Annotated in this window: 16 protein-coding genes and 1 tRNA gene; 6 read left to right on the top strand and 11 right to left on the bottom strand. The window is 58.5% G+C overall.

The features are described from left to right. The first annotated feature begins 6 nt into the window (after positions 1–6). Positions 7–1,200, top strand: coding sequence for a glycosyltransferase family 4 protein (locus ACRQ1B_RS00525; RefSeq protein ID WP_432291728.1), 1,194 nt, complete (start codon positions 7–9; stop codon positions 1,198–1,200). Here the strand turns inward: ACRQ1B_RS00525 and ACRQ1B_RS00520 are convergent. After that, positions 1,164–2,273 carry an acyltransferase family protein gene (locus ACRQ1B_RS00520; protein ID WP_432291727.1) on the bottom strand — a complete coding sequence of 370 codons (1,110 nt, stop codon included), beginning with the start codon at positions 2,271–2,273 and terminating at the stop codon, positions 1,164–1,166. The genes ACRQ1B_RS00525 and ACRQ1B_RS00520 overlap by 37 nt on opposite strands. 287 nt (positions 2,274–2,560) lie before the next feature. On the opposite strand from ACRQ1B_RS00520, the gene ACRQ1B_RS00515 reads away from it, so the two are divergent. Further along, entirely contained in the window at positions 2,561–3,079 is a 519-nt protein-coding gene (locus tag ACRQ1B_RS00515; protein ID WP_432291726.1) for a serine O-acetyltransferase, read from the top strand. A 75-nt stretch (positions 3,080–3,154) separates the two neighbouring features. Further along, positions 3,155–4,201: an acyltransferase family protein gene (locus ACRQ1B_RS00510; protein ID WP_432291725.1), complete on the top strand. Its 1,047-nt coding sequence runs from the start codon at positions 3,155–3,157 to the stop codon at positions 4,199–4,201. A 201-nt stretch (positions 4,202–4,402) separates the two neighbouring features. Here the strand turns inward: ACRQ1B_RS00510 and ACRQ1B_RS00505 are convergent, their stop codons facing one another. The 10 genes from ACRQ1B_RS00505 to rfbC all read right to left on the bottom strand — a co-directional run bounded on the left by ACRQ1B_RS00505 (position 4,403) and on the right by rfbC (position 15,409). Beyond that, positions 4,403–5,767: a hypothetical protein gene (locus ACRQ1B_RS00505; protein WP_432291724.1), complete on the bottom strand. Its 1,365-nt coding sequence runs from the start codon at positions 5,765–5,767 to the stop codon at positions 4,403–4,405. Continuing rightward, a complete protein-coding gene (locus ACRQ1B_RS00500; protein WP_432291723.1) occupies positions 5,764–6,993 on the bottom strand; it encodes a glycosyltransferase in 1,230 nt (409 codons plus the stop codon). Before ACRQ1B_RS00500 ends, ACRQ1B_RS00505 begins: the two co-directional genes overlap by 4 nt. Positions 6,994–7,024: 31 nt before the next feature. Beyond that, positions 7,025–7,852, bottom strand: coding sequence for a glycosyltransferase family 2 protein (locus ACRQ1B_RS00495; protein WP_432291722.1), 828 nt, complete (start codon positions 7,850–7,852; stop codon positions 7,025–7,027). 103 nt (positions 7,853–7,955) lie between these two features. Next, positions 7,956–9,146: a glycosyltransferase family 4 protein gene (locus tag ACRQ1B_RS00490; RefSeq protein ID WP_432291721.1), complete on the bottom strand. Its 1,191-nt coding sequence runs from the start codon at positions 9,144–9,146 to the stop codon at positions 7,956–7,958. Beyond that, the gene (locus ACRQ1B_RS00485) at positions 9,146–10,528 is read right to left on the bottom strand and encodes a glycoside hydrolase family 5 protein (RefSeq protein ID WP_432291720.1); all 1,383 of its coding nucleotides are present in this window, start codon (positions 10,526–10,528) and stop codon (positions 9,146–9,148) included. The genes ACRQ1B_RS00490 and ACRQ1B_RS00485 overlap by 1 nt, the downstream gene beginning before the upstream one ends. 80 nt (positions 10,529–10,608) lie before the next feature. Then, positions 10,609–11,835, bottom strand: a complete 1,227-nt coding sequence (locus tag ACRQ1B_RS00480; RefSeq protein WP_432291719.1) for a glycosyltransferase — start codon at positions 11,833–11,835, stop codon at positions 10,609–10,611. Positions 11,836–11,919: 84 nt separating this feature from the next. After that, positions 11,920–12,804: a glucose-1-phosphate thymidylyltransferase RfbA gene (rfbA, locus tag ACRQ1B_RS00475; RefSeq protein ID WP_432291718.1), complete on the bottom strand. Its 885-nt coding sequence runs from the start codon at positions 12,802–12,804 to the stop codon at positions 11,920–11,922. Positions 12,805–12,879: 75 nt separating this feature from the next. Further along, on the bottom strand, positions 12,880–13,755 hold the full coding sequence (gene rfbD, locus ACRQ1B_RS00470) for a dTDP-4-dehydrorhamnose reductase (protein WP_432293772.1): 876 nt from the start codon (positions 13,753–13,755) through the stop codon (positions 12,880–12,882). A gap of 5 nt (positions 13,756–13,760) precedes the next feature. Next, entirely contained in the window at positions 13,761–14,816 is a 1,056-nt protein-coding gene (gene rfbB / locus ACRQ1B_RS00465) for a dTDP-glucose 4,6-dehydratase (protein WP_432291717.1), read from the bottom strand. A gap of 35 nt (positions 14,817–14,851) precedes the next feature. Next, positions 14,852–15,409, bottom strand: coding sequence for a dTDP-4-dehydrorhamnose 3,5-epimerase (gene rfbC / locus ACRQ1B_RS00460; protein WP_432291716.1), 558 nt, complete (start codon positions 15,407–15,409; stop codon positions 14,852–14,854). 685 nt (positions 15,410–16,094) lie between these two features. Between rfbC and ACRQ1B_RS00455 the strand changes: the two genes are divergently transcribed. From ACRQ1B_RS00455 to ACRQ1B_RS00445, 3 genes are all read left to right on the top strand, one after another. Further along, on the top strand, positions 16,095–17,399 hold the full coding sequence (locus ACRQ1B_RS00455; RefSeq protein WP_432291715.1) for a UDP-glucose dehydrogenase family protein: 1,305 nt from the start codon (positions 16,095–16,097) through the stop codon (positions 17,397–17,399). 272 nt (positions 17,400–17,671) lie between these two features. Next, entirely contained in the window at positions 17,672–19,966 is a 2,295-nt protein-coding gene (locus tag ACRQ1B_RS00450; RefSeq protein ID WP_432291714.1) for a polysaccharide biosynthesis tyrosine autokinase, read from the top strand. 237 nt (positions 19,967–20,203) lie between these two features. After that, a tRNA-Pro gene (locus ACRQ1B_RS00445) sits at positions 20,204–20,280 on the top strand. The last annotated feature ends 69 nt before the right edge of the window (positions 20,281–20,349 follow it).

Below are 20,349 nucleotides of genomic sequence, written 5' to 3'. Positions count from 1 at the left end.
GCGCCAATGCGCATCGCCCTGTTCAGCGCCCTTTATCCGACACCGCGACATCCGAAGATCGTCGGTGGCGCGGAAGTGTTTGCCCGCCAGTTTGCCGAAGCCCTTGTTGCTGGTGGCGACGAAGTCATGGTCATCTGCAATTCGCTGGAGGGCAAACGCGAGAGCGAATTCGTCAATGGCGTGCGCGTCGAATTCATTCCGGTGCGCAACCTGTTTCCGCCGTTTCAGGAAAAACAAAACCCGCTGGCGCGCATGCTCTGGCACGTCATCGATGACTGGCAGACCGCCCATCCCGACGTGGCAACACTGCTTTCCGATTTTCGCCCGGACGTGATCAATTCCAACACGATCAACGGCCTGACCGCCGATATCTGGCGCGTGGCGCACACAAGAAAAATCCCCACCGTGCATACGCTGCACGACTATTACCTCACCTGCCCGCGCTGTTCCCGCTTCCATGGCCAAAAGTCCTGCGGAATAGCCTGTACCACACTCACCGTCGGTCGCCGTCGCCGTGCAAAAAGGGTGGATGCCGTGGTCAGCGTCAGCCAGCGCACGCTGGATCTTCATCTGGAAGACGGGCTGTTTGCCGGTGCGGCAAAACATGTGGTGCGCAATGTGCCCAATCCGGCCATCACCTTTTCCCCTCGCCCATTGCCGTCGGCGCCGTTGCGTATCGGTTATCTCGGCCGCTTTTCCGAGGAAAAGGGTGTCGGCCTGCTGGTCGAGGCGGTCGCGCGTCAAAAAAACGGCACGGTGACGCTGGCGCTGGCCGGCAATGTGCCGGTGGATGAAAAGGCGCGACTGCGAGCGCTCGCCCCGAATGCCGATCTCGATTTCGTCGGCTTCGTCACACCTTCAGAATTCTACGCGACCGTCGATGTGATCGCCATTCCTTCGATCTGGGAAGAACCCGGCGCGCTCGCGCTGGTGGACGCATTGGCGGCAGGCCGCCCTGTCATCGGCAGCCGTTTCGGCGGCATTCCGGAAGTCATCGAACACGGCGTGACAGGCTGGATCTTGCCACCCGGAGCCGATGGTTTTGCCAAGGCAATCGAAGCTCTGGTCGACGATCCGGCACGGGTCCTTGCCGCCCACGAAAACCTCCGCAATCGCCCCGGCCGGGTGTTCGATGACGTGGTCCGCGAATACCGAAAAATCTATCACTCGCTGATACCGGCCGTGGCGGAAGCCACCTGAACCGGCGCTTTCGGCTTCGTCAGACGCGACAGCCAGGCGCCCATCGGCTTTTCCAAAAGCAGATGCACGACAATCGATCCGATGATCGACACGACCAGACCGCCGATAAAAATGCCGAGCAGCGGCAGGCCGAGCTTTGCGCCGATAACGCCAAAGATTTTCAGCGCGAACGGATGCGACAGATAAAGCGCATAGGATGCATCACCACCCAGCGCAAAGGCGCGCGTGATCCGGCCATCCGGCGCCGAGGGGCCAAGCACGACGGCAGCGGTGATCAGGATCGCCGGAATGCCGCCGGTAATGAGGCGCGTGACATGTTCATAGGCCGCAATCTGGTAGAGCCAGATCGCCAGTACCAGACCGGCGACGATTATCGTTAGCATCACGCCGAGCGGCAGTCGAAAACCCTTGAGGTAGAGCGCCGCCAGAGCGATGCCGAGCAGAAACTCGCCGATAATGCCATTGCCCCAGAATTTTATCAGCCAGACCCGGTCCGGCACCAACACCGCCGCGGTGCACAGAATGGCAAACATAACGAGCATCACCGCAATACCGACCGGCCTGCGCAGACACAGCGCCAGCGCAAAGATGGCGTAGAACAACATCTCGTAATTCAGCGTCCAACCGAGCGAAAGAAGCGGAAACAGTTCGCCATCCGTGCGTGGCCAGGGGATGAAGGCGTAGGAGGCGATGATGTGGCGGATATCCAGCCCATTGTTATTGATCAGGCTGCCGGCGGCGAGGATCGACACCAGCATCAGCGTCGTGAAAATCCAGTAGAGCGGCACGATGCGCACCATCCGCCTGCGCAGGAAATCCACCGGCGCGCCGGCGCGGCCAAAACGGTCATGCATCATGAAATACATGATGAAACCGCTGATCACGAAAAAGATGTCGACGCCCAGCCCCCAGTCGAGAAGGCCGATGCCGCCAAACGTGCCGCCACTGCGGGCCGCAACGTTCAGCACTTCCACATGCGCATGCGCGAACACGACAAGAAAGGCGGCGAAGAACCGCAGGATCTGCACGTTGACGACGTAGTTTCCGCTTTCACGGACTTTTGTCTGCGACATGGTTTTTCCCATTCATCGCGCTATCTGAGTGCGCGTTCAGCCAAAATCTTTTCGCAATGCAAAGCTAACATGACGATGACATAGATTCGAGCGATTATGCCTTTTATGGCGCCAAAAGTTCCGCTCGCCGCTGGATATCCTCGCGAAATCAACTATTTCGCACATTGATGACACAAGCAGCGATCTGTCTTGAAACGGATCAAACCGTTGACATTCACGGTCAGACCGCTACGAAACATAACAGTCCTTCGCAATTGCGAGATTGAAACAGACGAACAGGAAGCCTCATGAAATTCTGGGATGTCGTCAAGGCGGATCTGCACATCAATGCAGGCCACCGCAGCATGAAGAAGATGCCTTTCACGTTTCTCTTCAATCCCGGTTTCGCCACCGTCTTCCTGCACCGCGTTGCCACACATTTTTACAAGGGCCGCCTGAAGCGCCTCGGCATTATCGTCTGGCGCTGGAACGTGACGCGCAGCGGCTGCCACATCAATCTCGGCAGCCATATCGCGCCCGGCCTGTTCCTGCCGCATCCGGTCGGTGTCGTTATCGGTGAAGGTGTCGAGATCGGAGAAGGCGCTGCCATCTACCAGACGGTGACGATCGGCAAGACCGCCTCGCCAAAGTATCCGGTCATCGGCGCGGGCGCGACGCTGTATCCGAATGCCATCGTCATCGGCCCGATCACGGTCGGTGAAAAGGCCGTGGTCGGTGCCGGTTCGGTGGTCGTGAAGGATGTGCCGGCCCACGGCATCGTTGCCGGCAATCCGGCAAAACTCATCCGCGTCGGCGCCGGAGAATAATGCGGGCCTACAAGCCCGATCGAATGACGCTTCAAGCGTTCACGCGAACAACCGAACACGGGGGTGTTTTTGGCCATGGATCAGGTGAAGTCGCGCAGCCAGCTCTACCAGTTGAACTGGGTTCGTGCCGTGGCCGCTCTGATGGTCGTCGGTTACCATCTGGAAATCACCATGGCGCTGTCGAAATATTTCGATCGCGCCGTGTTTCCCGTCTTCAAGGCCGGCTCGGCCGGTGTCGAACTCTTCTTCGTCCTAAGCGGTTTCGTCATCTATTACGCCCATCACCGCGACCGGCAGGGCGATATGGAGGCGGTGAAAAAATTCGTCTTCAAGCGGTTTCGCCGGCTTTATCCGCCGCTCTGGATCGTTCTGATCGCCACCACGGCGATGGCATTCGCCGCTGGCGCCGAAGTGTCCGCCTGGGATGTGATCGCCTCCTACCTCATCCTGCCGGTGGAAAAGGAAGTGCTGCTCGGCGTCGAATGGACACTGCGCCACGAAATGCTGTTTTACGCGACCTTCCTCGTCTGGCTCTGGAACCGTCGCATCGGCCTTTTCCTGCTGATAGGCTGGGGCGTGATCGGCTCCGTCGCCGGCGTATTCCTCGATGAGCCGTGGCTCGTAAAATTCCTGCTCAGCCCCTATCACCTCCTGTTCATGACCGGCATGGGCATCGGCTGGCTGTTTGTCCGCGAGGACATGACCCATGGCCTGCCGACCTTCCTTGCCGGTCTCATCGTTTTTGCCGGCACATGGTGGCAGATGAGTTATGGTGGCGGGGCGGACCCGGATTACCTCATCCTGCTGTTCGGCCTCGGCGCGACCGGCATCATTTACGGCCTCTGTGCGCTTCCCTCATGGAACCGGCCGTGCAAGCCGCTGGATATGATGGGCGCGGCGTCCTACAGCCTTTATCTCATCCACTACCCGCTTCTGTCGCTGCTGTTGAAGATCGTCATGATCGTGCATGCGAAACTGCCGCTGCCGCTTGAACTCTATTTTGTCGGCATCGTCATCGCCTGCCAGGTGGCCGGGCTGCTGTTTCATTATTACGTGGAGAAGCCGGTACTCAGCCTGACGGGACGCATCATGCAGCGTCGTCAGCCGCAGCCGGCGGAGTGAAACAAACGGACTTATGAAATTCGGAGGGTACACCCAGCCGATCTCCCCTTTGAGGGGGAGATGTCCGGCAGGACAGAGGGGGGCTGGCGCGAACGCCGCTTCCGATCCATTTGCTGCACCGTTGCCTACCCGCCTCTGTCACCTTTCGGTGACATCTCCCCCTCAAAAAGGGGGGGATCATTGGGAGCAAGCGGCAACAAACTACCCCTGCGGCCTCGGCACCATATCCGCCTGCGCATTGACCAGCCCCGGTTCTGCTCCGCCCTGCCCCGCATTGCGCGGCGAAAGTTTTGGCTGCCTCGGAACACGAGACTTGTTCCTCACGTGATACCCGAACATTTCGGAAAAGATGTAGCCGAACATCAGCGTCGCATAGGACGGGCCGTAACACTGGATGGTGATGCTGTAGAAATTGAACATCGTCATCAGCGACAGTTTCACCGGATCGCGCGCATGCCGCACCATCAGGAACTGCATGGCAATGAAGAGGATGAAGGGCATGCCCATCATGATCAGCGTCGACATGTAGAAATTGTCGAGCGGCAGATTGTATTCGGACAGTGCTGTATAATCCATCGGATAACTGAAACAGCCGAGACCACAGCCGAACACCACGCCGGCCGGAAAGATTTCGGCAACCGTCTGGAACGGGCCGGGCCAGGTATTGTCGATACGGTCCTGCAGACTGAACAGCGATGACGATACCTTGCCGAGATCGGCGCCGTAAAACATCAGCATCAGCAGCGGCGGCACCAGCAGGCACACGAAGGACCATTTGGCGACAAGCCGCAGGAAGGCGATGTTCAGCGCCCGGTCGCGCAGGAAATAGACGGTGAAATAGATGCCGACATAGAGGAAATAGACGCCCAGCGCCGTCTTGCTGGTCGAAACCTGGATGGCCCAGAGAATGATCGGCAGGCAGATGACATTGGTCAGAAAGCTGTAATGCGGTGACAGCAGAATGAAGATGAAGATGACCATATAGGCGGCCATGGTGCTGTCGCCGGCCAGCCCGCCATAACGGATGCCGCCTTCCTGCCACCACAGTTTTGTCGCTTCGCGCTCCATGCCAAAGCTGCTGATCGTCTGGCCGACCCACGGATATTCCACATAAGGGTTCGCCAGCAGGCCGAGGACGGAGGACACGCAGATGACGATCAGCACTGCCCGCACCCATGGCCGCTCGGTCACCGACCGTCCGTAAAAGCAGAAGCCGACGAACATCGGGATGAACATCTTGATCGACGAAAACAGCGAGAACGCCGAGTTGTTCATGAAAAAGATGCTGGTGATGGTCGAGATGATGAAGATGTAGCAGAGATACATCCCGATCGCGTTCTTCTTGACGAAGAACTGCTGGTAGAAAAACAGGCCCATCGCCACAAACGACATCAGGTCCGGCACGAACCACAGGAAGGACACATGCAGCAGCTGGAACAGATAACGAATACTGCCCGTCAGTCCGTCGCGGATGGCGAACAGGATGAAGGTGATCAGAAGGAAGTTGTAGATCACTTCATCCCAATCGATTTTCGGCGTATCGCTCTGGTAAGCTCTGGTGATCATACAGTCTGCGGCTCCACTGCCCGCGTCGCGGCAATCGACACATAGACATCATCGATCTGCCGCACCATGCGGTCGGACGTATAGGAGGCGAGGAAGCGTTTGCGTCCGACGTCACCGAACTCGCGCAATGTTTCCTGGGTCAGGGCGGCAAGGCAATCCCGCAGGGAATCCGGGTCCTCAGGCGGCACCAGCATGCCGTATTTGCCATGCCCCAGAATTTCCACAAGACCACCGACGGCAGCCGCCACGACCGGTTTTTGCATGCGCATTGCCTCGATGGCGACAAGCCCGAAACCTTCCCAGCGTGATGGCACGACCAGCACGTCACAGGCCTTCATCTGTGCATAAACGCCATCTCGATCCATCCAGCCGAGCTGGGCGATATGCGGTGGCAGCGTTTCCGGCATGTTTTCCTCGCTGACGGCAAAACCGCCAACAAGGCGAACGCTCAGACGGTCACCCAGGCCTTCGACGGCTTTCAAAAGAATATCCACGCCCTTCTGGTAGTCGAAACGTCCGGCATAAAGAAGGCGGATGCGATCGTCCTGCCATTCGGCGGCGGGGACAGGCGGCACCTCCCGGTCGATGCCGCTTTCCACCAGTGTGACCTTGTCGGCGGAAAGCCCCAGTTCCATAGCGCGTTTATATTCGTGTTTCGAAATGACGATGATGCTGTCGGCCGCAGTGCCCAACCGCCGCTCCATCATTTCGGCAAAACCGCGCACATACCGCGCGCCCTGCATATCCACCGACCAGCCATGCGGGCAGAACACGATGCGATAGTGCCGCCGCAGGCCGAGCACGCGCACGATGATACCGGCAACGGATGAATGGGCATGCACCACATCCGGCTCGAAATCGCGGATTGCCTGAAGGTAACGCTGCACCAGCAGGAAGGAGCCCAGCAGCCGTGTCGGCCGCTTGAAGGTGATGATCTGCGCGCCGCATTCGCGGATGACCGGATCGATGAAATCGAAATGCGTTTCAGGAACGAGCAGCTGCACGTTCTCGCGCCCATAGGCTGCGACCTGATGCGGGATCAGTTCGGCCAGATAGGAGCCGGTACCACCGATAATGCTTTCGCAGACGTGCAGTATCTTCATCTTGTTGACGCGCCCCACGGGACGGGCGGGCTCGATCGAATTGTCTACCGGCTCCGCACGCCTGAACGGGCGTGCTTGCCGGAGCACTGTTACGCCTTCCACTGCGCCGATGTGATCCGACAAACGAAATCCCCCCCAGTTGGTTCTTCTAGTCTCAGGACCGCATGATCTTTTTAAGGCCGGGCGAACGGATCAGCGGCAACGAGAAACGCCGGCCGAACATCACCAGACTGCGCAAATGCGCACGGCCAGCGAAACTGAACGGGCTCGCCGCGCTCGACCGCTGGTGATCGTGCACAAGTTGCGCGCCCGGATAGCAGATGACTTTCTGGCCGGCCCGCCACACGCGGGCGCACAGATCGACGTCTTCCATATAGAGGAAATAGGCCTCATCCATGCCGTTCAAGCGCGCATAAAGATCGCTGCGGATGACAAAGCCCGTGCCCATCACCCATTCAGCCTCGAACGGCTTGCCGTCGCGCCATGCTTCCCGCATCAGGTGACGGTCGATACGACCGGCAAACATCTTTCCAAGCATGTTAACGCGGCGCGCGCCGATATCGAGGATCGAATAGAAGCGACGGGCCGAATACTGGCGGCTGCGGTCCGGGTTGACGAGATCGAGACCGACGAGACCGACGCTCGGATCGCGGTTCATGAGGTCCATCACCCGCGCAACGCTGTCGAACTCGAAATAGGTATCCGGGTTCAAGACCAGCAGATAATCCGCATTGGTGTGCTTGTAGCCTTCGTTGATGCCCGCTCCGAAACCGGCATTGCGGTCGGAGGCGATCAGTCTCACCCCGACCGGCAGTTTTGCGCGCAGCACCGGCACGCTGTCATCGCCGGACAGGTTATCGACAACGATGATCTCCTCCGGTTTGGCGACGGATTGCTCGATCATCGATTCCACGCAGCGGATGGTAAGACCGGCCGTGCGAAAGTTGACGACAATGACGTTGAGAGGCGATTTGTTTGTCATCTCTGACCCATATGTTCGTGATGGGATGAAGTGCGCTGCCAGAGCGTTTGAAGCGGTGACAGCTGAAGCATTCGGCGAAGATTTTTTTGTTTGAAAGTCATGCTCATGCCTTCCCCGGCGTGCCCGGCAAAAAGCCGGTTCCGGTGTTGAAGACAGTGTCGGGATCGGCAGGCGTGTCGATATCGAGCGCACCGAAAAAGATGTTGGCTTGCGCCACAGAGCGACGGTGCATCGCCGCGATATGGGCACGCCCGGCTTGCGCAATCGCCTGCCGGTTGGCGGCAAGATCGGTGATGGCGCTGTCGAGAAGAGCCGTATCCCTGTCGAGATCGAAGGACATCAACCGGTCGGCGGTTCGCAAACGCTCAGGAATGCAGCCGGTAGAGGACGCGAGAATATCGCAGCCGTAACCATAGGCTTCCAGAATGACCAGCGGATCGGCCTCGTCGATCAGGCGTGACGGCAGAGCGAACATGTCCAGCCGCTGGTAGAATGCGTCCTTGGCACCGTCGTAAACGGGGCCGAGATATTCGGCACGGTCGGGATATTTTTGACAGAAGGCCAGGATTTCCGCTTTCAGGCTCTCATCACGCACCGGACCTGCCAGCACGAAACGGAAATCGTCGCGTCTCGCAAAGATCCGCTCAGCGAGCGCGATCAGGTAATCCACGCCCTTTTCGCGGGTAAGAACACTCAGATGCCCCATCGTGATCGGGCCTGTCCGCACCGCGCCTGCCGGCTTTTCCTCGAAAAACAGATAGGCATTGGGCAGCACAAAACTGCGCGCCTTCAGTTCCGGGGTGAAATAGAGATCGGCATACCGATCCCGCATCTTTTCCGACAGGAAGACATGGCGCTGATAGGGACCGCTGACGGCCACCAGCGCCCGCGCCGAACGGGTCGGGCCGAGATTGATCGGCCGGAACGAATGGTGGTGGATGAAGTGATCCAGCCGCTTGAGGCGAAGAGCAGCCAGGCAGCCCATGAACAGCCAAAGACCGTTCTGGCCCGGCGGCGAGGTATAGACGTGATCCGTGCGCGGGATGGAAAACAGAACGATCAGCGGCAGGACGAAAGCGGCGGCGATCTTTTCCGCACCCGTTCCACCGGTCGGCAGAACCGTCACCGGCGCATGTTTTTCGAATTCGGCGACGATGTGGCGATTGTAATTGGTCTGGCCGTTCAGCGGTTGCGGCATCGGGCCGATCACCCAGATACGGCTGCGCCCGCCGCGTGTGGCCTTTGCCGCCCCGGCTGCCGAAAACAGTGATCGAACGAAGGAAAGAACCGACATTATTGCTGCACCTCGCTCAACTCGCCCACCTTGATTGTGACCGGATCCTGCGTGGAAAAATCGAGAATGACCGGCGCCGGGCCGATACGTCCGGCATTCGCCTTGGCGAGACCTTCTGCCTCGCACATGGCTTGCGTCTTCATCGGCTGGGCAGACGTGGAATAACCCGCCTTCACCCAGTCACCTTTCGTCCACATGACGATTTTCTGGCCCGCACCGGAGACGAGACGCGCAACAAAGACGTCCGGGCGAGGTTCGTGGATTTCCACGCTCTCTGCCGACTTCACCAGTTCGGCGGCGGCACCCATGAAGCACGCTGCCGGTTTGGCTTGGTCCTCATAAGAAAAGAGGCCGTAATTGCTTTCACGATCCACCGGGTCCGGCGAAATGTTCTTCAATTCGTGCATCCACACACCCTTGATCCAAGGGATCGTCGAGGCATGCAGGATGAACTGGGCGAAATTTTGAGCCGATGTATCAAGCGGCATGCCGCAATTGCCCTTCGAGGTCGGCCAGCCGAACTCGGTGATATAGATCGGCGTCTCAGTTCCGCCGCGCACTTGGCGCAGGTCCGCCTGCAGTTTCTCGACACGGTCGATCATCTCTTCAGCCGTGCGGTCATACGGATTGGCCGAGCATTGATTGTAGAGATGCACGGAAAGCCCATCGGCGCCTTCCATCACGCCATCGCGCACGATCGCCTTGGCCCAGCCCCAATCTTCATCATCGCCAACCGCGCCGACAACGATCTTTGCCTTAGGATTCACTTGCCGGATTTTTTCAACAGCCACCTTGGCCACGCGCACATAATGGCTGGCCGAACGTGGATCGTCCTTCGGCCCCTCACCCATGATGCGCGGCTGCGGTTTGCCGGTGCCGATATACATGTTCCATTCGTTCCAGATCTCGTAGATCGGATCGTATTTTTCAGTCAGCTCAACGGCCTTGCCGACATAATCCTCGAACACTTCGAGCGCTGAATCGCTGATCGGCGGAACGCCACCTTTGACGCCGGAATTGGCAAGGCCGAGATTGATCATCGGCGTGATGCCGGCCTGCGGCAGAAAATTCATCAGCCGACCGGATTTCGCCAGAACCGGGCCGGAGGGCGGAAAATTGAACGACTGCCACGGCATATAGTCTCGGTATGAGGTCGCGCCGATCTGGTTAAGCTGGTCGCGCACCTTGTGGGCATCCTTGTAGCCAAGAATGCGCACCGTGCCGAAATGCGTGTTGGCGCCGATGATCGGGGCAACGAAACCCTTTTCCTGTGGCTTATCGAACGTAACCGACTGCGCAGACACCGATGACGCGCAGGCGAGCACACCAAAGCAGGCGCTCAAAAGCGCGGTGCGAAAAGCCGTCTGTCCTGTCACCTTCATGTCGTTTTTCCTGCCTTTGCGCATGTCACCCGGCTGTCTTGCCGAAACCGCATGCGACGCATGGAATCCTGCTGATGGCCTCAAACGGCCACCCGCCCGTCGAAATTTTTGATCTGGTCGATAAACTCGAGATAACGTCCGCCGAGATAGTCCTGGTCGAATTCGCCTGCCTTGGATGCGGCATTGGCCTTGTATCGTTCCAGCTTTTCCCGATCGGCCAGCACCTCTTCCAGCGCATCACGCCAGGCGTTTTTATCGCCCGGCGGCACCAGAATGCCGTTTTCGTCATGCTGCACCAGTTCCGGAATACCGCCGACGCGGCTGCCGATCACCGGCACGCTCATGCCCAGCGCCTGGATGACGACGCCCGGCGAATTTTCCATCCAGATCGATGGAATGCACAGGACATCGCTGCCGCCGATATTGTCGATCGCCGTCTGCAACGGCACGTGGCCGGTGAATTCCAGCCATTTGTGATGGCCGAACCGGGCCTTCAGCGCATCCGCATCGGCGCCGGAACCAACCACCTTGAAGGTGAACGGCCATTTTTCAGCCAGTTCTTCCGCGGCCTCCAGCAGAACATCCACGCCCTTGGCGGATTCCAGACGACCCGCGTAAACGAAACGCACGTCGTTGCTCGGCTCGCGCGCCTTTGTCGGCGGCGGATATTTGTTGGCGTTCAGAATATGCGCCATCGGATAATCTGCCAGCGGCTGAAACATCGCATTGCGCTCCAAATTCGCCCGCGAGGGGGAACAGAAGCCGATGCGGCGCATGGCGCGAATACCACGGCGTTTATAATCCGCCGACATCTTGCACGGCCCGCATTGTTTTTCGCAGGTCTTGCCGTCCACGAACATCGTCAGCTTGACGCAGGACAGCGCCATGTCGGGCATGACATACATGACCGGGATATCGCGCTTTCCCAGTTCCGGCAGAACGTTGTGGCCGATGCCGGTGATGTAATGCACGTTGCAGAAATCCGGCTTGAATTCGTCCAGAACCTTGGCAACCATTTTGGGATTGCGTGGATCGAGATGATCCTGCAGATGCCAGAGCGGCTTCTTGAATTTCGAGACGCCACGACCCTGTTTGAAGATCGGGTAAGGCCTCGGCATGTAGAGCGCCCAGATCTTCATGCCATCGACCATCTCGCCGTATTTCACCTCGTCCGGCGATTTGGCAGCCGTCAGCACGCCGATCTCGTGGCCCTGTTTCTGCAGCCAGGTCGTGAGGTTGAACGCCGAAATTTCCGCGCCGCCAAGAATGTTGGGCGGGAACATCGCCGAGATCACCAGAATACGCATTCACACCTCAAATTGTTGCCGGATCGCTTTTTGCCGGTCGGGTCGCCCTCCTCCCAAAGGGCGCATGTCTGAACGTCTATGGCCTCAAAAGCCCAGATCGTATTTGGTCTTGGCCAGCTTCATCAGGTACTGGCCGTAATTGCTCTTGCCGAGTTTCACGGCCAGCTTCTCCAGCTGTGCCTCATCGATATGGCCCATGCGATAGGCGACTTCCTCCGGGCAAGCGATCTTGAAACCCTGGCGCTTTTCCAGAGTGCCGACGAAGTCTGCGGCATCGAGCAGGCTGTCCGGCGTGCCGGTATCGAGCCAGGCGTAACCACGGCCCATCAGTTCCACCGAAAGCTGGCCCCGCTCCAGATAGATGCGGTTGACGTCGGTGATTTCGAGCTCACCGCGCGGCGACGGTTTCAGGTTGGCGGCAATGTCGATAACCTGTTCGTCGTAAAAGTAGAGACCGGTCACCGCCCAGTTGCTCTTTGGCTGTGCCGGTTTTTCCTCGATCGACAGCGCCTTCATCGAACCGTCAAACTCGACCACACCGTAACGCTCGGGATCGGTGACGTGATAGGCGAACACGCGCGCACCTTTCGCCGTGTCGCCCTTCGGACGCATCAGCTGCGGCAGGCCGTGACCGTAATAGATGTTGTCGCCGAGGATCAGCGCCGACGGGTTGGAGCCGACGAAATCCGCACCGATGACAAAAGCCTGCGCCAGACCATCCGGGCTCGGCTGCACCGCATATTCGATCGAAATGCCCCACTGGCTGCCATCGCCCAACAGGCGCTTGAAGGCTTCATTGTCATGCGGCGTGGTGATGATCAGGATTTCCTTGATGCCGGCCAGCATCAGCGTGGTTAGCGGATAATAGATCATCGGCTTGTCATAGACCGGCATCAGCTGTTTCGAGACGGCCATGGTGATCGGATAAAGGCGTGTGCCGGAGCCGCCGGCGAGAATGATACCCTTCATGCGTTTTCCCTTACTGTCAGGCCCGCTTGGCTGGGGCACAAATGCGTCAGGCGCGAACCGCGTTCGCACCGATCGTTAGAGAAGGCGGTCGAGCACGACCTTTGTGGACTGTTTCCAGTCCGGCAGCACGATGCCGTAGGTTTTGGCGAGTTTTTCGGTCGACAGGCGCGAATTGGCAGGCCGTTTCGCCGGCGTCGGATACTCTTGCGTGGTGATGCGGCCGACAGAGACAACCTTGCCGCTTTTCGCCTTCAGGCCGGCAAAAATTTCATCGGCAAAATCCGCCCATGTGGCTTCACCGCTGCCCGTCAGATGGAAGACGCCGCGCAGGCTCGGATCGTTGTCCGTTGCCAGACGCTTGGCGATCGTGATCACCGCATCGGCGATATCGAGCGCGCTGGTCGGAGTACCGTGCTGGTCGGCCACGACATTGAGCGCATCGCGGGTTTCCGCCAGCCGCAACATCGTTTTCACGAAATTGGCGCCGAAGGGCGAATAGACCCAGGCGGTGCGCAGAATGGCATGATTGGACGTCGCAGCCGCAATCGCTTCCTCGCCTGCAAGCTTGCTCTGGCCATAGACGGAGACAGGACCGGTCGCGTCGGTTTCGACGTAATTGCCCTGGCTGTCGCCCGGAAAGACGTAGTCGGTCGACAGATGCACGACCGGAATGCCTATCTCATCCGCCACTTCGGCCAGCGCCTGCGGACCCTTGGCATTAACGGCAAAGGCCAGTTCGGCTTCGCTCTCAGCCTTGTCCACTGCCGTATACGCAGCAGCAGAAACAATCGCATCCGGCTTAAGTTCAGACAGTACACGGCGGATCGAGGCCGGATCGGCCAGATCCAGTTCCGGCCGACCAACGGCGACGATCTCGACTCCGGCCTGTGGCCCGCGCTCCAGAAGCGCCGTCACCACCTGTCCCTGTTTTCCTGTCACGGCAATCCGCATGCGCATCAGCCCTTCTTGAGAACGCCGAGACGCTCGCCCGAATAGACACCCTGGCGCAGCGGCTGCCACCACCATTCATTGTCGAGATACCAGCGCACAGTGCGCTCGATGCCGCTGTCGAAATTCTCCTGTGCTTTCCAGCCCAGTTCCGTTTCCAGCTTGGTGGCATCGATGGCGTAACGCGCATCATGCCCCGGACGGTCGGTGACATAGGTGATCAGGTCCGCATGCGGCGTCGCCTTGGGGCGAAGCTCATCCATCAGAGAGCAAACACGCTTGACCACATCGATATTACGGCGCTCGTTGCGGCCGCCGACATTGTATTTTTCGCCGAGACGGCCGCGCGAGGCAATCAGGTCGAGAGCGCGTGCGTGATCCTCGACATACAGCCAGTCGCGGATATTGACGCCTTCACCATAGACCGGAAGCGGCTTGCCATCCATGGCATTCAGGATGATCAGCGGGATCAGTTTTTCCGGAAAATGGTAGGGACCGTAATTGTTGGAGCAGTTCGAGACCACCACCGGCAGGCCATAGGTGCGGTGCCAGGCGATCGCCAGATGGTCACTCGCGGCTTTCGAAGCGGAGTAGGGAGATGACGGATCGTAAGGCGTGACTTCCTCAAACAGGCCTTCGTCACCGAGCGAGCCGTAAACTTCATCCGTAGAGACATGCAGGAAGCGGAACGCTTCTTTCCGGGCCGGCGACAGGTCGTTCCAGTAATGACGGGCGGCTTCCAGCAGCGAGAACGTGCCCATGACATTGGTCTGCACAAAATCGGCGGCACCGCTGATCGAACGGTCGACATGGCTTTCGGCCGCCAGATGCATGATCCGATCCGGCTTGAACGAGGTCATCGCCTCCGACATCTTCTGCAGATCGCAGATATCGGCCTGCAGGAACTGGTAGTTCGAGGCACCCTCGATTTCCTTCAGCGATGCGAGATTGCCGGCATAGGTCAGCTTGTCGACATTGAGCACCTCGGCGCCAACGTTTTTGACGAGATGGCGCACGAGTGCCGAACCGATAAAACCCGCTCCGCCGGTAACGAGAATACGCATATATCTACTCCGTTTTTCGCAGTTCTGGGCGATGATCAATAGGTGAAGGACGGCGGCAGATCCGCCAGCTTTGGCTGTTTTTTATCCTTGTCGGAGAGGATCGCATTGTCGAGCGGCAGCGGCCATTCGATTCCGATCGCCGGATCGTTCCAATAGAGACCCCGATCGTTTTCGGCGCTATAGGGCGCGGTCACCTTGTAATAGATGATGCTGTCGGGCTGAAGCGTCGCAAAACCGTGCGCGAAACCGGCCGGCACCCACAACTGCTCGCCATTCTCTTTCGAAAGCTCCGCGCCATACCACTGGCCATAGGTCGGCGAACCGACACGGATATCGACGGCGACATCGAAAATACTGCCTGCAAGACAACGCACCAGCTTGCCCTGCGCAAACGGTTCCAGCTGGAAATGCAGGCCACGCACGGTACCGACCGCCGCCGAAAGGGATTCGTTTTCCTGTACGAAAGTCACGTCCGCGACATTCTCGCGAAACCAGCCATCCTTGAAAACTTCCGCGAAATAGCCGCGGTGATCGCCCAGTCGCGTCGGTGTAATCTTGGCCAGACCAGCCAGCGGCAATCGTTCGATCTTCATCACGCACCCGTCAGTTTCATGAGATCCTTTTCCGATCGAAAAAGGCATTTCAGACAGAGGCATTCGATATGCACTAACGCCTGCCTCTTGAGAATTGTCAGATTCCGGCAGCCCTTCGAAAGGTCTCCCGGCAGCTTGAATTCGTTGCATTCAGCAATGGCCGTAGCCGCAAGTTTGCACTTTTCATGCTGCAAGGCAACATTTTCTGTCTGCCTGTCAACTTTGCCCCTTCATCCTTTCTTCACCACCCCGCCGGCCGGAATTAGGCGTTGCAAAGCGTATGGCAAGGGTCACTCAGATATTTAAAAAGTGACCATAATTGGAAACAAAGGTGAATTTCTGTTCACAGTCCGAGATTGCCTACCCGGCACGCACTCAACCGTGCCCCAATCATAGGACGCAAATAAAACATTTTTGTATCAAAGACATAAAAGCCGTCACAAATATGATGGATCATCAACTTGTTCACGCTGCGGCAGAAAAGTCACTCATCAAGGGTTAATTTGGCCTGACAGGCAAACTCGATTAACAATGCGGATTGAAAGAACGGACTTACGCCCCAGCTATGGGGGCGCCCACAATCGAATTCTCTGTCAGAAAGTGGCTTTTGTCGTTGTCCTGATACAGAATATGACACAATAATGCCGCGCTGCAGCATCAACCTAGTCCTAACACGCGAGGGAATATGCGTATCACCATGATCGGTTCTGGCTACGTCGGTCTCGTCTCCGGCGTCTGCTTTGCGGACTTCGGCCATGACGTCATCTGCGTCGACAAAGACAAATCCAAGATCGACGCGCTTGAGAAAGGCGTCATGCCGATTTACGAGCCGGGTCTCGACCAGATCGTTGCCGACAACGTCAAGGCCGGCCGCCTGACCTTCTCCACCGACGTGCCAAACAGCGTCAAGGATGCAGACGTGGTGTTCATTGCCGTCGGCACGCCGTCGCGTCGCGGCGACGGTCACGCAGACCTTTCCTACGTCTATGCTGCCGCGAAGGAAATCGCCGAGCATTGCACCGGCTTCACCGTCGTCGTCACCAAGTCGACCGTGCCTGTCGGCACCGGCGATGAGGTCGAGCGCATCGTCAAGGAAGCCAATCCGAACGCCGATATCGCCGTGGTTTCCAACCCGGAATTCCTGCGCGAAGGTGCGGCCATCGAGGACTTCAAGCGTCCCGACCGTATCGTCATCGGCCTTGACGACGACCGCGCCCGCGGCGTCATGACCGAAGTCTACCGCCCGCTCTACCTCAACCAGGCGCCGCTGCTGTTCACCGCCCGCCGCACCTCGGAACTGATCAAATACGCCGCCAACGGTTTCCTCGCGATGAAGATCACTTTCATCAACGAGATTGCCGATCTGTGCGAAAAGGTCGGCGCCAATGTGCAGGATGTTTCGCGCGGCATCGGCCTCGATGGCCGTATCGGCGCAAAATTCCTGCATGCCGGTCCGGGTTACGGCGGCTCGTGCTTCCCCAAGGACACGCTGGCGCTGGCGAAAACCGCGCAGGACCATGAAAGCCCGATGCGCCTGATCGAGACCACCATTTCGATCAACGACAACCGCAAGCGCGCCATGGGCCGCAAGGTCATCGCAGCGCTCGAAGGCGACGTGCGCGGCAAGAAGGTCGCCGTCCTCGGCCTCACCTTCAAGCCGAACACCGACGACATGCGCGATAGTCCGGCGATCACCGTGATCCAGACGCTGCAGGACGGCGGCGCGACCGTTGCCGCCTACGATCCGGAGGGCATGGAGAACGCCAAGAAGCTGATCGAAGGCATCGAATATGTCGCCGGTCCGTATGAGGCGATTTCCGACGCGGACGCCATCGTCATCGTGACGGAATGGAACCAGTTCCGCGCCCTCGACCTGCCGCGCGCCAAGGGCATGATGAAGAGCCCGGTCCTCGTTGACCTGCGCAACATCTACCGCCCGGCGGAAGTCGCCAAACACGGTTTTGCCTATCACGGCATCGGCCTGAATTAACGAACCTGCCGGGCGATCTGCAGATTGCTTGCCCGGCAAACCAGCATATGACGCAGAAAATGGCCCCGGCATGTTTCCTTTGGCATTGTCGGGGCCATTTCCTTAATTTCGTCAGAGATGGCATGATGATTGCCTCTCAGACCATAGACTAAACAGACTTGCCATGATCGTGGCCGCCATCGCGGTCGCCTCGTAAGAAACCCCGATCCTTGCCGGTTATCATGACCGGTCGAATGCCAAGACATCATTCGAAGGACGATGAGGAGCACTTGATGAGGGTACCAGACCAGCTCTCCTTTCAGCAGGCCCAGGACCAGTTCGGTCAGGGCCAGTTTGGCTCGGGAGCAAGCGATCCGGAAATTACTCTGATCGATTTCGACGCCATTCTTGCGATGATCCGCCGTCAATGGATGATCATGGCGGCGATGATCGTCGTGTTCGCAGGCCTCGGTTTTGCCTATGTATCGACCACGGTGCCGCAATTCACGGCCTATACAAGTCTGATCATGGATCGCGGCAATAGCGGCGTCATTTCCGACATGACCGAAACCCAGTCGCGGGTGACGGTGGATGACGAGGCGACCATCCTCAGCCAGCTGGAAATCATCAAGTCCGACAGCGTCGCCGATGCCGTCATCGACAAACTGAACCTTACACAGAACGAAGCCTTCATGGGCGCCTCCGGCTTTTCCATCGGAAAGCTGCTCGGCCCGCTCAACGTCACGCAATGGTTTCGTTCCGAAGCCGAAGTGGCGGAGGACAACAAGACGATCGCGCGTACGGTCCTCTTGAAAAACATGGCGGTGGCCCGCAGCGGCCAGTCCTATGTCATCAATCTCGGCTATACGTCGGCCTCGGCGCAGCTGTCCTCGGAAATCGCCAACACCTATGCCAGCGTTTATCTGCTGGACAAGTTTAATGCGCGTTTCGAGTCCACCCGCCGCGCCAGCGAATGGCTGGAACTGCGCCTAGCAGAGTTGAAACAGCAAGTGCTCGATTCCGATCTGGCGGTCCAGAAATTCCGCCGCGACAACGGCCTGATCGCCGCCAAGGACGGCCTGTTGGTCAACGAACAGCAGCTGTCCGAGCTCAACAGTTCGCTGATCGTCGCGCAGGCCGACACCGCGCGCGCCCAGGCGAAATACAATCGCATCCAGACCATCGTCAACGAGCGCCGCTCCGACGCCCTTGTCACCGACGCGCTTGTCAACTCGATCTCTGCAAATCTGCGTGACAAATATCTGACCGCGTCGCGCAAGCAGGCGGAAATTTCCCAGAAATTCGGCGAAAACCACGTTCAGGCCGTCCGTCTGCGCGCGGAGATGGAGCAATACGAAGAGCAGATGTTCGGAGAGCTCGGCCGTATCGCGGAGAGCTATCAGAGCGAACTCGATGTCGCCAAGGCCAAACAGAAATCGCTGGAGGAAAGCGTCGCCAGTTCCACCTCGGTCTCCGCACTGGCTGGTGAAACACAGGTACAGCTGCGCGAGCTGGAGCGCTCTGCTGAAAGCTACAAAACCCTCTACCAGACATTCCTCGCCCGTTACCAGGAAGCCCTGCAGCAGCAATCCTTCCCGGTCACCGAGGCACGCGTGATCACGCAGGCGACGCCGCCGATCAAACCGAGCAAGCCCAACAAGCCGATGCTGATGGTGCTGTTTGCATTCTTCGGCCTGATGGTCGGCGCCTCGATCGGTGGTTTCCGCGAATTCCGCGACCGGTTCTTCCGCACCGGCGATCAGGTCCGCGACCAGCTGGGGCTCGAATATCTCGGCCTTGCACCTCTGATCACCGATGTACGCGCACCGGCCAACAGCAGCGAACCGGCAAATCCCGCCGTCATTCGGCCGCTCAACAATGCCTATCGTTATTGCGTGGACCACCCTCTGTCGCAATTCGCCGAGACGTTGCGCAGCGCCAAGATCGCCGCCGACTTGTCCTTTTCAGGCGAAGGCGCCAAGGTTATTGGCGTGGTGTCTGCACTGCCGGGCGAAGGCAAAACGACGGTTTCCGCCAATCTCGCAGGGCTTCTCGCCATGCAGGGTTCGCGCACGCTGTTGCTGGATGCCGACTTGCGCAATCCGGGCGCCACACGGGCGCTTGGCCAACATGCCGAACGCGGCATTCTCGAAACGCTGACCAATAACGAGCCGCTCGAAAAGACGCTGATGTTCGATCCGCAGACCCACCTCGCCTTCCTGCCGGCCGTGGTGCGCCGCCGCGTACCGCACTCTTCCGACCTTCTGGCCTCGCCGGTCATGGGTCGGATCATGGAAACGCTGCGCCGCAATTTCGATTACATCATCGTTGACCTGCCGCCCCTCGGTGCCGTCGTCGATGCCCGCGCCATCGGCCCCATGCTGGATTCGATCCTGATGGTGGTGAAATGGGGAGAGACATCTCCGGCTGTCGTGCGTAACACGCTGTTTGCCGACGCGGAACTGCACGCCAAATGCATCGGTGTCGTTCTCAACAAAGTCGACATGGAAAAGATGAAACTCTACGGCCAGCATGGCTCGAACGAGTATTACCACAGCCAGATTTCCAATTATTATCATGATAAATGAGGTCTGGCGGCTGCTCGAAACGGCGGCAGATTCAGCGCCGGGCACTTGCCGACCAGCCCTAGATTGACAATCGTCAGCAATGGCCAAGCCCCTGTGCTTATTGCGAAATCCCTCACAAGCCTTGGTTTTCGGCCTGTCTCGTGCCGGGCGAAAATCCTGTCATAAAAAATACGAAAATTATTCGCTTTACCGCTTGTGCGAGACAAGAGGCTCGATTATAGAAACCCCCGCTGGCCACGGAGTGTAGCGCAGTCTGGTAGCGCACCACGTTCGGGACGTGGGGGTCGCAAGTTCGAATCTTGCCACTCCGACCAGCCAGAACAACCCCGCTCACGCGGGGTTTTTTCGTTTTTAGGCATCGATCAAGATCTTCGTTGCATCCT

It is taken from the genome of Endobacterium panacihumi, assembly GCF_050847465.1.
GTDB classification, from domain to species: domain Bacteria; phylum Pseudomonadota; class Alphaproteobacteria; order Rhizobiales; family Rhizobiaceae; genus Neorhizobium; species Neorhizobium panacihumi.
This window is presented reverse-complemented; position numbering and strand designations above follow the sequence as displayed.